Source organism: Pseudomonas sp. SJZ103 (genome assembly GCF_007828335.1).
In the GTDB taxonomy this organism is placed as follows: Bacteria; Pseudomonadota; Gammaproteobacteria; order Pseudomonadales; family Pseudomonadaceae; genus Aquipseudomonas.
On sequence record NZ_VIUN01000001.1, the window covers coordinates 42,654 to 55,287 of the forward strand.

General features: G+C 58.5%; 11 protein-coding genes. 2 read left to right on the forward strand and 9 right to left on the reverse strand.

Features of this window, described 5'->3' with window-relative positions; genetic code table 11:
* Window positions 1-53 precede the first annotated feature (53 nt).
* Both FBY10_RS00195 and FBY10_RS00200 read right to left on the reverse strand, forming a co-directional pair.
* The gene (locus tag FBY10_RS00195) at window positions 54-1,004 is read right to left on the reverse strand and encodes a transporter (RefSeq protein ID WP_131700431.1); all 951 of its coding nucleotides are present in this window, start codon (window positions 1,002-1,004) and stop codon (window positions 54-56) included.
* Between the two features lie 190 nt (window positions 1,005-1,194).
* Window positions 1,195-2,442: an acyl-CoA dehydrogenase family protein gene (locus FBY10_RS00200; protein WP_131700430.1), complete on the reverse strand. Its 1,248-nt coding sequence runs from the start codon at window positions 2,440-2,442 to the stop codon at window positions 1,195-1,197.
* Between the two features lie 507 nt (window positions 2,443-2,949).
* On the opposite strand from FBY10_RS00200, the gene FBY10_RS00205 reads away from it, so the two are divergent.
* Window positions 2,950-3,951, forward strand: a complete 1,002-nt coding sequence (locus tag FBY10_RS00205; RefSeq protein WP_145335596.1) for a helix-turn-helix domain-containing protein — start codon at window positions 2,950-2,952, stop codon at window positions 3,949-3,951.
* 64 nt (window positions 3,952-4,015) lie between these two features.
* Here the strand turns inward: FBY10_RS00205 and FBY10_RS00210 are convergent, their stop codons facing one another.
* From FBY10_RS00210 to FBY10_RS00235, 6 genes are all read right to left on the reverse strand, one after another.
* Complete coding sequence (locus FBY10_RS00210; RefSeq protein ID WP_145335594.1) at window positions 4,016-4,693, reverse strand: energy-coupling factor ABC transporter permease; 678 nt, start codon at window positions 4,691-4,693, stop codon at window positions 4,016-4,018.
* A 68-nt stretch (window positions 4,694-4,761) separates the two neighbouring features.
* Window positions 4,762-5,202 carry a nitrile hydratase accessory protein gene (locus FBY10_RS00215; RefSeq protein WP_145335592.1) on the reverse strand — a complete coding sequence of 147 codons (441 nt, stop codon included), beginning with the start codon at window positions 5,200-5,202 and terminating at the stop codon, window positions 4,762-4,764.
* On the reverse strand, window positions 5,199-5,852 hold the full coding sequence (gene nthB / locus FBY10_RS00220; protein ID WP_145335590.1) for a nitrile hydratase subunit beta: 654 nt from the start codon (window positions 5,850-5,852) through the stop codon (window positions 5,199-5,201). The genes FBY10_RS00215 and nthB overlap by 4 nt, the downstream gene beginning before the upstream one ends.
* 20 nt (window positions 5,853-5,872) lie before the next feature.
* Entirely contained in the window at window positions 5,873-6,505 is a 633-nt protein-coding gene (gene nthA, locus FBY10_RS00225; protein ID WP_131700426.1) for a nitrile hydratase subunit alpha, read from the reverse strand.
* A 708-nt stretch (window positions 6,506-7,213) separates the two neighbouring features.
* A complete protein-coding gene (locus tag FBY10_RS00230) occupies window positions 7,214-7,702 on the reverse strand; it encodes a group 1 truncated hemoglobin (protein WP_145335589.1) in 489 nt (162 codons plus the stop codon).
* Window positions 7,703-8,470: 768 nt separating this feature from the next.
* Entirely contained in the window at window positions 8,471-9,364 is an 894-nt protein-coding gene (locus FBY10_RS00235) for a LysR family transcriptional regulator (RefSeq protein WP_131700424.1), read from the reverse strand.
* 94 nt (window positions 9,365-9,458) lie between these two features.
* Here FBY10_RS00235 and FBY10_RS00240 point away from each other — a divergent pair, with 94 nt between their 5' ends.
* Window positions 9,459-10,625 carry an MFS transporter gene (locus FBY10_RS00240; protein ID WP_145335587.1) on the forward strand — a complete coding sequence of 389 codons (1,167 nt, stop codon included), beginning with the start codon at window positions 9,459-9,461 and terminating at the stop codon, window positions 10,623-10,625.
* 826 nt (window positions 10,626-11,451) lie between these two features.
* Here the strand turns inward: FBY10_RS00240 and FBY10_RS00245 are convergent.
* Entirely contained in the window at window positions 11,452-12,495 is a 1,044-nt protein-coding gene (locus FBY10_RS00245) for a methyl-accepting chemotaxis protein (RefSeq protein ID WP_145335585.1), read from the reverse strand.
* Window positions 12,496-12,634 lie beyond the last annotated feature (139 nt).

Sequence of the window (12,634 nt, forward strand, 5' to 3'; positions counted from 1 at the left end):
GTCTGCTCGATCGATTGTTGGCTCGGGGCTAGACAAACATGTTGTCTTCCTACTCAGAACACCTGCAACAGTCGAACGTTGATGCGGGCGCTTTCCTTGAAGCCATTTTCCACCTCAAGGTCGCGCCCAAGGGCTACCAGCAGTTGCGTCTTCGGGCGGATGAAGTAACTGCCACCCACGCTGATTTTTCGTTGCCGGGCTTCGTCGTTGCTGTCAACGCCATTGACCCGGGTCTCACCGCCCCAGGTCTGCGACAGGCCGACGAAAGCGTTGGCTCCGGGCGTGAACTGGTAACGCAAATATCCCTGCCCCTGGTAGAGCTGTTTCTGCTTGAGCGTGTCGCCGGCAGCGCCATAGTTGTCGTTCTTGCCGTGGAACATGACGTCGCCGGTCAAATCGACATACCAATTGTCGGTCAGCCCTTTGACGAAACCTACCTGTAAATCAAACTTCCAGCGGTTTTCACCCAGATTGAGCGGGCGGTCGTGGCTATAGCTACCCGTTGGAAGGTAAAGATAGGGCGCTATGGCTAGATAGGTGCGAGACGCTGAGTCGTTGATCAACCAGACTGGTGCGGCCAGGATGACGTCACCTACCCCGCTGGTCTTGCCCAGTGCACTCGTGTCGCGCCCGGCATCCAGCCGGCCAAACGGTACCAGGATCTGGGGGCCTACCGTCAGCCCGCCAATCGTGGTGTAGTGCACCAGCCTCCCGATACCGACATCCGAGACCAGCCGAGGATCCCGCGCCGTCTGCCGTCCCTGAGCATAGAGTTTGTCGCGCTTGGCATGCTGCAGGTACAGCAACCCCGCTGTCGTACCCTCCGGCGCCGGGACGAAATCACCGATGTCCACATCGATGGCCCGGGCGGTCATCGGTACCATCGTGACCATCGGTAGACAGGCCAAGGCCAATACCTTGTTCATGCAGCTCAGGGGCGAGTGGGTACCGGCCTTTGACACGTGGCCGGTCCTGCGGGCGACGCTGGAGAATGCTTGGGTCATTACGGAAGTCCTCTCTCGAGTAGTCATCTGTCATTGATCGGTCGGCGAAATGCGGCGACACAGGACAACGCGGTAGTGCGCATGACAAAGATAGGGGGGGAGCGCCCCAAGTCGCTTTGTTGGGGCGGTCATTCGTTGTGCTGGGAAGGACAGCTGCTCGGCGCTTACGCCTCGTGGCACGGGGGCCGCTTCAACTGCGTGCCTCTGCGCAGGCCATGGCGTCGTAGGCCGGCGAGCGCAGCAGGGCATGGAGTTGCCGGCGGCGGACCCCCATGTTGCCGCCGTCGTACAGGGGAAAACACAGCGCGTCCTGCATCAGGCCGGCCAACGGGTAGAGGTCGGTGTAGGCATCGACACCGACAACGCGCATGGCATCGTAGACAGCCTGAACGCACAGTTCCGAACAGTGCACCTTGGTGATGATGGCCAGTTCGCGGCTGCGTCCCTGGGTGATATCGAGCTGGTGACAGGCTTTCCAGGTCAGGTAGCGCGCAGCCTCGATGCGCATCTTGATGTCGGCCATCATGAAGCCAACGTTCTGGTGCTCAATCACAGGCACCGTGCCGGAGCGTTTGTCGGTGCGGGCAAACTTCAACGCGACGTCGAAGGCCGCGCGCATCACACCTACGCAGGCCGCGCCGATAAGAGCCGCAGTCCAGGAGAAGGCATCTTCCACCATGGCAATGCCATCGCCCGGCTTGCCCACAATATTGGCCGCCGGCACGCGCACATTGTTGAAATGGATGCGCGGCGAGATCGTCGCGCGATGGCCGACGGTATCGAGAAAGCCCGCGATCTCGATGCCCTGAGCGCTGCCGGGCACCATGATGACTGCCAGCGATTGCTGTGGCGGCAGGGCCGCATCGGTGCGGCATATGACGCTGTACAGGTGCGCGCCCTTGCCGTCCCAACCGGTACCGTTGGTGGTGTAGTGCTTTGCGCCGTTGATGACCCATTCGTCGCCTTCGAGGCGGGCGAATGTCTGTACGCCGGCGGAGGGGTCAGGGCTGTCGTAGTTCGCGCCTCCGGTGACCTCAGTGAAGGCCAGGGCGGCCAGGCGCGAGCCATCTTCGACGAAGTCCGGCAGGAAGCGGCGTTTCTGCTCCTCGGTGCCGTGGTGCAGCACCGCGTGCAAACCCAGGCCGGTGCCCAGTAAGGCCGAAGGCAAGTTGACGTCGGCGGCGGCGAGTTCTTCGGCAGCCAACGCAAAATCCAGCGTGGTCAGGGCGCTGCCGCCGAACGAGGCTGGCAGCAACGCCTTGATGAAGCCGGCGTCGACCATTGCATCGTAGAACGGCCGCGTGGCGTAGAACCGGTCTTCCGGTCGCGCGATTGGGGCGATGGTGGAGGCGACCTTGCTGAGGACTTCGGCGGCGAAGGTTCGCGCGCTTGCCTGTAAAGCCTTCTGTGATTCGGTGAGCTGGAAATCGATAGCCATGGGAAGCGACCTTTCTTGCGGTGGGTTAGGTAACGGACAACCCATCGTAGGCAGCCGGACTGCCTCGGTCTCGCTGGAGCGTGCAACCCCAGTTGACGATTTGCGCAAGGGCGCAGGGCTTTCCCGACTGAGGTTGTGCCTTCTGCAGAAAGAGCCTGTAGCGGGTGAATGCCCCCTTGGTTCTGGCGCGGACTTTGCGTCTTTCTGCCGCAGGTCACATGGGGTCAGTCGTGCGCCTGATTATCCGGCGAAAAACTGCACCGACATGACACATTCGCATTCCCGCCGTGCACAGCGCAGGAGCAAACGAAAATGCCGTGCCAGGGTGCCTGCAGCCCATCAACCGGCGACTTGCCTTTGCGTGCAAGACCAGTTGACGATCTGTGCAACAGGAGGAACACATGACACGTCTGAGCGGCCTGCCATACCGTGACATTGGCTCAGAAATTAGTTGCTGGCTTGCGCTCGTGATGATTGTCTTTTGCGCCACTGAGGGGTGACCGCAGGATGCAAATCTGGACTACCGAAGCGTGCGTGCAGCGCGAAAGATTCAGCTACTGGCGTGAGGTCCTCTGCGAAGCCTTCGTCTCGCTCAATCCCATCCTCAAGCAAGAGCATGCAGGATCGGACTTCACGGGTGAGGTGAGCTCCCGGCCCCTCTCCATGAGCGCGCAGACCCGCGTGTTTTCCCGTGCGCAGTTTGTCCAACGACGCTGGGATGAAATCCGCCGCAACCCGGTCGAGTTCTGCTTCGCGAACTTCCAGTTGGAAGGGTCATGCGTGGTGCGTCAGGATGGGCAGGAGACACTGGTGTTGCCCGGTGACTTCTCCGTCGTGGACTCCACGCGTCCCTACTTTCTCGATTTCAGGGAAGATTGGCGCGTGCTGTCATTCCGTATACCCAGGGAGCAACTGGTGTCCAGGCTCGCGGCACCGCGCCAGGCGACAGCGCGCTGCGTCAGTGGACAAGCGGGACTTGGATTGGTCGCGGCTCGCTTCGCCCGTTCGCTTGAACAGATGGACGCCAGCGTCGGCATACAGGCGCAGCATGGGCTCAGCGCCGCGCTCAATGGCGTCATCGCCATCGCGCTGGGCGCCACGCTGGAGGCGCAGGAGCAGGACCGGGTACCGGTGCGGACAGCCTTCCGCCAGGCGGTCGAAACTTATATAGCCGATCATTTATCTGAACCCGGGCTCGGGCCGGACCTGCTTGCGGCGCGATTCAAAGTCTCGCGCCGGACACTCTATGGCCTGTTCGAGGAGGAGCCATTTTCTGTCAGTGGCCTGATTCGGGAGCTGCGCTTGCGGCACAGCGCTCGCGATCTCTGCAGTTCCGGCCATCCTGGCGTACTCGCCGTAGCGCTGCGCTGGGGCTTTAACGATGCTTCGCATTTCTCCCGGTTGTTCAAGCAGCGGTTCGGGATCTCCCCACGCGGACTCGCAGCCAGCGTAGAAGGTGAAGCCAAACCAGGAACGGACAGTTGTGGATCGGTCCAGAATCTTCTTTGATGCCCCGAGCATTGCGGTCTTCGAATGCCCGGGGAAAGTCTGACCTGGACTGGCGTCTGTCGACTCAGGCGGCCTGGTACAGACGACGCTCGACCAGCCTGCTATTGCGCAGGTGATGCGTTGCCTTCGCTCCGGCCAGCACGGCCAGGTCCAACAGCGGTTCGAGGATGACGACGGTCATGTAGGCACTGCCGAAGGTCAGGACTGACAGTGCGTTCTCTGCCGTGAAGCCCTTCCCGTAGAAGGCCCAGAAGGCAACCCAGGCGACGATGCCTGACTGGAAGGCCGTCGACAGGCCCAGTGCCTGGCGATAGCTCAGATCAACATAGGGCGTGTTTGGCGCGATGATACGCCGCGCCAGGGCAGCAACTGCTAACAGCGGTACCAAAAGGGTGGTGACGTTCATGCCGTACTGCGGCAGGTCGAATGGGGCGAAGAACATACCCTGGATTAACAGCCCCAAAGCGAGACCTACTGCTGCAGGTGCTGCACCGAACAACAGGAACAGCGTCGAGCCGAGTATGAGATGCACCTCCGAGACGCCAACCGGATGATGGGGTAGCAGTTCAAAGAAGCCAAACACCAGCGCCGTGGCGGCGGCGGCGCGAACTACCAGCGAGACGGCACCTCGTTCACCAATGGCGTCCGCAACGAGTTTGACGGTGTAGGTGCCGACGCTTGCGGCGGTAACATAGCTCAGCCAGAGTTTTCCGGCTTCCACGAGGCCAGGTTCGATATGCATGACGATGACTCCTTGGCCGCCTCTGCGGCTTGCTAGGTAAAAAAGGACAACAAAAAACTGCTCTGCCCTCAGTTAGAGGCTCGGCTGATTGCCACGGGCTTGCGATGCGGCAGATGCTCAGAGGTGTGCCCGTGGGCCGGCGGACAACTTGCATTGAGCAAAACCACCGGTTGTCCATGGGGAGTATTCAGGTAGGCCTGCCTCCATTCCTCGCCCCGCTGGACGATGTCCTCCATCCCGGTCAGGCCGAGGGTGGTGACCATTCTTTCCATGGCCGTGATCCATTGCCGGTAATAGGCGTCATTGACGCTTTCTCCGGGTTGCGCCGGGGCAGCCTTGATCTCTTCGCTGAATACCTGCACCCAGTCCTTCCAGGGGAACACGCCGGCTTGGTGCAAGTGCACCAGCAGGGAAAAAGCCTGAGCCTGCCAAGGCTTGTCGAACACCGGGCCTTCATCGTCGAGAGGGAGGCCGACGGCCTTGTAGTCGTGGTGCATGCTCGTGTTCATACGGCCTCCAGGTAGTTGTCCCATAGGTCGATGCACACACTGTCGGGTCGCCGTACTCCCCACAGCTCTTCGGCACTGAAGCGTACGGCATAGACCTGCTGCGGCTGTTCGCCCAAACCATGGGCCATCGTGTCCGGGGTAGCGAACGCGCCATGTGCAATCACGATGGTGCCGACCTTACCGCGCGCGTAGCGTGGCAGCCGGGTGTGATTGGTTGGGTTGAGGCACTTCGTTCGCACCCGGTCACCGACTCGGAATTGGCCGGGGACATCTTCTTTTGCCCGCGACGAGGCGCCGCCGAGCACTACGGCGTCGACGATGTCCGGAGTTAAAACCGTGACGGGCTGTGTCGGTGGGGTTGGTTTGGCCGTACCCAGCAGTTCGGCGGCGCTGATGACACCCTTTTCTGTCAGCAGGGTCTCGAAGGCGTGCAGCCAGTGCTCGTAGTAGCTCGACTGCAGGTATTCGGCCGGCTTCATGCGTTCGATGGCGTGGCGGAATTCGTCAACGTTGAAGTACCCGCCGACGAAGAGCGAGGCGAAGAGCGGAAAAACTCTGCGCTCCCAATCATGATGGAAGATGGGTTCGTGCTCTTCCGTGAGCACTGGGCCGAAGCCATGCATGCCGCCCAGGTCGTGTATACCATTCATGGGTTTTCTCCTTCTCAGGTTCAGGCTACTTGATCTGGTTTCTTAGGCAGTCCGGTGCCGATCATGGCGTCGCGAGTCACGAGTTCGACCAGTTGTTCCTCGTTCCAGCCATCAGTACCCGCCGGACGTTCCGGCAATACCAGATAGCGCAGCTCAGCGCTGCTGTCCCAGACGCGAACTTCCTTGTCATCAGGGATCGTCAGACCGAACTCCGCCAGCACGCCGCGCGGGTCAATGACTATCCTCGAGCGATAAGGTGCGGACTTGTACCAGACCGGTGGCAGGCCCAGGGTCGGCCACGGGTAGCAGGAGCACAGTGTGCATACCGTCACGTTGTGCACGGTCTGGCTGTTCTCCACTACCACCATGTCTTCACCCTGAACACCAGAAAAGCCCAGCTCGGCGATGGCTGCGGTGCCATCTTCCAGCAGCCTGTGTTTGTACAGGGGGTCGAACCAGGCTTTCGCTATCACCTGGGCGCCGTTTCTCGGGCCGACCTTGTGTTGGTAGGTGTCCACCAAAGCATCCATGGCTACGGGATCGACCAGCCCCTTTTCCGTCAGCAGGGACTCGAGCGCTTTGACGCGTAGCGCTATGGCCTCCGGTGGCTCAGTGTGGTCGTGATCATGATGATGTTCGTGCGTATGGCTCATGTCTTTGCCCCCTCTGAAGTTGATGAAATCGCTCCCTGTATTACTTGCCGATGGAGAACCGTTCGCCATGCGTCGAAAGCGGTCCCAGGGATATCGGTACACTCATCGGTTGTCTCCTGATCTGCTTATACGGATGAAGAGCAACGTTCGACGCACAACGTTTTTGAGCCGGCGGTGGAGCAGGCTTACAGCGTTCGCCAATCGACAGAAGCCTCGAATGCGGCGCTGTCATTGTGCTGAGCAATTAAAATAATTGGGGGGCCACGCTGTTGCTTGGTCGAACAGGACAACTACTTGTTTGAGCAGGACAGCTACCTGCTTGAGAAGGAACGTCTATCTGTTTCTGACTCAGAGTGGGAAGCGTGTTCAGTGCACCAACACCATTGACCTGCCACTGCACCTTGAAGGCTTCAATATTCAGGTCCTCGACGAGTGCAGCAATACCAGTATCCGGCGCCAGATAATCAAGTGGGCCGAGCGATGCTGCACATGAAGCCCGCGCGTCGAGGTCCTGGTGTTTTGTGACATCGGCCGCCAACCATTGAAGTTGATCCTCGAGTCGTCATTGCAATTGCTCCGGTCGCTCCCTGCGGGCCATGGCCAGGACGGCAAGCGTGTTCCTGAATTTGCTCATTAAGATTCCTGACAGTCTTGGCAGGTTGATAATGATCTTCAAGAAGTGTTCTCTGCCGACAGCTTTTTTGCAGGTTACTTCCCTCGTTTCGGCCAAATTACCCCAACGCTTTTCATTCCTTTGGCGGGGTCCATTTCGGGGTGTGCGAGTACAACGTCGCGGTAGGAGGGGCTCCCAATCACGGCTGGTTTGAACTTGACCAGAAAGTCATTGACCTCTTTGCGCAGCTCCGGTGCCAGATCGTAGTCGTTATAGCATTCCTCAAGACAATCGAGCACAGCTTGCCAGTGCACCTCGGTAAGACCCATTCCGCGATGCGCGGTGACCATGTCCCTACCTCTGTATTTGGCGCTGCCACCCCAGTGTTCAGAAAGGAAGTCGACAAAATTGATGTGCTCCTTCTGGAATGTTGATTCGGACATGTGGGCCCAGATGTGGCCGATAGCGGGATGCCCCATGGTCTTCCGCAAAACTGCACCTGCGAACTGATAAATAACGTCGTAACCCCCAAGACGCGTATAGAGGGAGGGCTGTTGTTCCATGGAGGGTTGCTGGTCGGTCATGATGCGGTTTCTCCGTTTCGGCTGGGGACGATCTTATTCGCTGAATGTCGCGTTCCACGCGGTTGATAAGGGGCGCGAGAGCTTGCGACGGATCCAAATTAGATCTGCTGTCGAGTGCACGCTTTGCTGGCAAGGACAATCGTTTGGTCTAGAGGGACAACGGCTTAGAAAGCCGTGCTTACAGCAGACGCAGAATGCCGACATCGGAACTGGTCTTGCGGCCATGGGAGTAGATATTGCCCGTGGCTGGGAGCTCTTTTATTTCTGTCTCAAACGGACGGTCGCTGTTCTAGATCCCCGTGGAGGTTGGTGTTTTACGATTGGTACCATTCCATCGGCGTTGCAGCACCAAGGTCCCGAGTTGTAATAGATAAGTGGCAAACTCTTCGGGGGCCATGTCCCATCTCTGTAAAAACCAGGATGAATCGGATAGTCGCTGCTGTTCTCGTAGATGCATGAGACACCTCGTCATTTGTGTTTGTAGGGACACGGCATGGAGTGAAAATTATCTAGGGGAGATGAAGCGCGCTTGGCTCGAATGGACAACCGTTTGGTTAAAAAGGACAGGTATAAATGTTCGGCATACCAGTGCGCAGCGATGGTGTGGGGGAGGAGGCGAGGCGCCCTGGGAAGTCGCATGGGGAGTGTTTAGACGGATCTATCTACATACACTCCAGCCAAGTGTTCAGCAAGTAAGCGCCCGGCGAAGTCACCTACCCGATGCGGACAGTATCGCGAGTAGCCGGAAGGATCAGGTGACGCTGCCGCTTACATCCGGTGATTTTCCAGTAGGAAGTCCACGAACAGCCGCACCCGCGCTGGCATCGCCGATCCACCTACAAACACCGCATGAATCGGCTCTTGGTCGCCAGGGTTCCAGGCTTCCAGCAGCGGTATCAGGTCGCCGCGCTGTAGATCTTCGCTCACGCTGAACTCGCCGATACGCGCAATGCCGGCACCTACTCGCGCGAGTTGTGCCAGCGCTTCACCACTGCTGCATTCGATGTTGCCACTGACCTTCAGGGAAAACTCTATTCCGTCGCGGGTGAACGGCCAGTTGGGTTCGGCACGCCGGAAGTTGAAGCGCAGGCAGTTATGCCGTAGCAGGTCTTCCGGTTCGCGAGGGATGCCGTGGCGTTGCAGGTATTCGGGCGAGGCCACCACTACCTGGCCGGTGTCGCCGATCCTGCGCGCGGTCAGCGGGCTGTCGGGCAGATGGCCAAAACGTACCGCCACATCGGCCTGGCCGCCGAGAATGTCGACCACTTCGTCGCCGAGGGTAAGGTCGACCAAGATGTTCGGATGGCGGGCGCTGAATGCCGCCACCAAGGGAACGATGGCCAGCCGCCCGTGGCCAAGGGCGGCACTGACCCGCAATCGGCCCCTGGGTACGCCCTGGTCGGCGATGGCTTCTTCCACCTCGGCCATATCGGCCAGGATACGCCGGGCGCCGCGCAGGAAAGCCTCGCCCTCGGCAGTGAAGCTGATCGCTCGGGTGGTGCGCAACAGCAGCCGGGTGCCAAGGCGCTGTTCGGTACGCGCGATGATCCGGCTGACCGCCGAGGGTGTAAGCCCTAATGCACGCGCGGCCGCCGATAGGCTGCCTTCCTGCGCCACGGTGGCGAACACGAGCATGTCACCGGATCTACCGTTGAAGTCCATTTGTGCTCCTTACGCATAGGTGATTGCCAGAAATGCTATCTACCGCCTTAAAACGCTGGATCGTAGCATTGGCGGCATAGATAAGGAGCCTTCCATGCGTATCAATCCACCACTTGTCGCACTCGCCATAGGTGCCTTTGGCATCGGTGTTACCGAGTTCGCCCCAATGGGCATGTTGCCGGGCATCGCTGAGGATCTCGGCGTTTCCATTCCCGCCGCGGGCCTGTTAGTTAGTGCTTACGCCCTGGGTGTACTGCTCGGCGCGCCACTGATGACCCTGACCACCGGCAGGATTCCCCGGCGCTATCTGCTGATCGGACTCATGGCGATTTTCACGCTGGGTAATCTGATGTCAGCCCTGGCGACCGATTACTACAGCCTCATGATCGCCAGGGTGGTGACCTCACTGAACCACGGTGCGTTCTTTGGCGTTGGCTCTATCGTTGCCGCCAGCGTGGTCGCCCCTGAGAAGCGTGCCGGGGCGGTCGCGGCAATGTTTATGGGCCTCACCCTGGCAACCATCGGCGGTGTGCCGCTGGCCGCCTGGTTTGGCGAACTGTTCGGCTGGCGCACAGCATTCAGGGGTATTACCGGCCTCGGTGTGGTGGCTATGGCCGCGTTGTGGTTCGCCCTGCCCAACCTGAAGGCGCCGCCAAGCGTTGGTGTAATGGCCGAAATTCGGGTACTGGGCCGTGGCCCGGTGCTGGGCGCGTTGGCCCTCACGGTAGTCGGTTCGGGCGCAATGTTTACCGTCTTCACCTACATCGCGCCGATCCTCAGCAGCGAGACCCGTGCGTCCACTGCCTACATCACCGCCATGCTGGTACTGTTCGGTGTGGGGTTGACCCTGGGCAACATGTGGGGCGGCAAGGCCGCTGATCGCTCGATAGATCGCACCCTGATCGTTTCGCTGAGCGTGCTGATTCTCGTGTTGCTGGCGTTTACGGTACTGATGCGTTGGCCGCTGCCGGCAGCCGTTGCCATCCTGATATGGGGTATTGCCAGTTTCGCCCTGGTGCCGCCGCTGCAGATGCGCGTCATGGAAGCTGCCAAGGAGGCGCCCAATCTGGCCTCGGCGGTGAACATCGGTGCGTTTAACTTCGGCAATGCGATTGGTGCGGCGCTGGGCGGCGCGGTGATCAATGCCGGGCTAGGTTATCCGGCGATTTCCCTGGCCGGAGCGGCGGTGGCGGGGCTAGGGCTGCTGATGGTGTTGGCGTTTGCGTGGCGTTCCAGAAAGATTGCAACTGCGGTGGTGTGACCTTGATGTGAGCGCCAGTCGCTTAGTTGCTCCGTGACTTTCATCGTGTTTTGGGCATGACCACAGTGGATTGGCTGAATCGCCGATCAACACGCGCCTTGCTGCCCACGGGAACACTTAGAATGGAGCCTGATATGGCGGTTGGAGAGTAGCCTAAGGCCCGCGTTAAGACCCCTCATCTTCCTTCCTTGACACCTCATTAATGAGCACCGGGAAGTGTTGGGCTTCGTGTTACACCGCTCGAAAAATATACGTGCTTAGGGTCGTATTTCCCATCACCGGTACCTGCCGATAAATTTCAGGTTTGATCTAGATGCATGCTCTAGTTCGCGGTATGCCCCGGCCTCAGGCTCCAGGCTGGAAAGTGTCGTGTCAGCGAGAGGGCGTCGCTTGATATCTGTGCGTTGCCTCCAGTTCAATTTTTATTGAAGCATGCATGGGGGCATACACGGAGGGGAAGGATAGGGATAGACAGAGGTGAACAGCCAGAAACAAGAAAGCCCGCACGAGGCGGGCTTCTTGAGGTGATTCATAGACTGCTGTAGACATCTATGGATCGGTACTTGGTGGTACACAGTCACTTGAACTGGATTTATAACTATATGATTTTAATGTATTTAATATTTTATCCTGGTGGCAGGGATACACTAGGGGATACACGCGGCGTCCCATTGAACCTGATACTGAAGCCTTAATGAGAAAGGGTCTGCGTTGTACGCAATCAGTCGTGCCAATTTTCTAATGTCCGCAGAGTACTGCTAAGCCAGCGACCGCTACTCGGCCAACGTTTTCGATATGGCTCCAATGCTATACGGTGCAGAGGGGGTTAAGCGTCAATTGTGGGTAAGTGCTGCTCGATGACGCCTAGCCACCCCATACCAGAATAGGTTTCAAACCCAGGCGTTATCGAGTAACCCTGAATGAGGTTTTTACTCAGGACGCTGTAACCGCTCGATTGGGAAGCTTTAGTCTGCAACTCAATGCGTTCGCCCAGCTGATTCTGTGTATCAGAGCTGGCAATTATCCTGTGATTGTCATCGATGATCATCAATCGACTTCGCGAGCGTTCATCCTCGCTCAAGCGCACGCCGTTGAGCACGGAGTCAGCTTGATTTTTCCAGTCGAAAAAAATTCCGATAACGCCAATCACTGGGGTCTGTTTACCTGCTTTGCTGCGCACAGCCGCACTGAATGTGCAGGTTTGTGAGTCGTTCAAAAGCGGTTCGGCCGTTACTTCTCCAGCAAAATACTGATCACCTGAAGCGTGCTGCATTGCTTTCTTGAACCAAGACTCCTTTGCAACATTGGCTCCGATCACTCTGCCAAAGGTTCCCGGTCTGCCCGATGCCAAGATTCGCCCACTGTTGTCAGCGACCCAGATGTCCAGGTACACGGTATAACTGTCGAGAATGATCCCAAGACGCTCGCTGGCGTGGGCGCAATCTTCCGGGGATTGACTCGTCAGCGCGTCTACCAGGGATGCATCAGTTGCCCACCAGCGCACGTCGCATGTGCGCTCGTAAAGGTTTCGATCGATGATCTCGATCATGTTAAGCGACAGATCAGCCAATCGCTGTCCCCGCACGTCAAAGCACATACCACGACCGAGTGCCGTCAGTTCATTGACCGAAACCTGCAAGTCCTCGGTGAGCCCGCTGGCAATTTTCGAAATACGTTCGGAGATGTTTTTGACTTCTTCGGCCACAACCGAGAACCCCATCCCGGCCTTGCCTGCATGCGCGGCTTCAATGAGTGCATTGATTGCCAGCAATCGAGTTTGGCGAGTGATCGCATGTATATCACTGACACCACGATTCGCCAGAGACTCCACTTCCCGTGAAAGGGAGACGATCCGTTCGGGTTCGACCATTTTCTTTCTGCTTCTAAGAGTTATTGAAGGCGGCAGTGGGTTGCTTATCAATGAGCTCAATGAGCGAAGAAAGAAGCCAAAAACGGGGCTATAGCTGCCCTCTGAATTACTGAGGTTTGGACCCCGTTAGTAATAAGAT

Coding starts and splice junctions, on each gene's coding strand:
- FBY10_RS00195 (WP_131700431.1), bottom strand. CDS start 1,004: ATGACCCAAGCATTCTCCAGCGTCGCCCGCAGGACCGGCCACGTGTCA.
- FBY10_RS00200 (WP_131700430.1), bottom strand. CDS start 2,442: ATGGCTATCGATTTCCAGCTCACCGAATCACAGAAGGCTTTACAGGCA.
- FBY10_RS00205 (WP_145335596.1), top strand. CDS start 2,950: ATGCAAATCTGGACTACCGAAGCGTGCGTGCAGCGCGAAAGATTCAGC.
- FBY10_RS00210 (WP_145335594.1), bottom strand. CDS start 4,693: ATGCATATCGAACCTGGCCTCGTGGAAGCCGGAAAACTCTGGCTGAGC.
- FBY10_RS00215 (WP_145335592.1), bottom strand. CDS start 5,202: ATGAACACGAGCATGCACCACGACTACAAGGCCGTCGGCCTCCCTCTC.
- nthB (WP_145335590.1), bottom strand. CDS start 5,852: ATGAATGGTATACACGACCTGGGCGGCATGCATGGCTTCGGCCCAGTG.
- nthA (WP_131700426.1), bottom strand. CDS start 6,505: ATGAGCCATACGCACGAACATCATCATGATCACGACCACACTGAGCCA.
- FBY10_RS00230 (WP_145335589.1), bottom strand. CDS start 7,702: ATGACCGACCAGCAACCCTCCATGGAACAACAGCCCTCCCTCTATACG.
- FBY10_RS00235 (WP_131700424.1), bottom strand. CDS start 9,364: ATGGACTTCAACGGTAGATCCGGTGACATGCTCGTGTTCGCCACCGTG.
- FBY10_RS00240 (WP_145335587.1), top strand. CDS start 9,459: ATGCGTATCAATCCACCACTTGTCGCACTCGCCATAGGTGCCTTTGGC.
- FBY10_RS00245 (WP_145335585.1), bottom strand. CDS start 12,495: ATGGTCGAACCCGAACGGATCGTCTCCCTTTCACGGGAAGTGGAGTCT.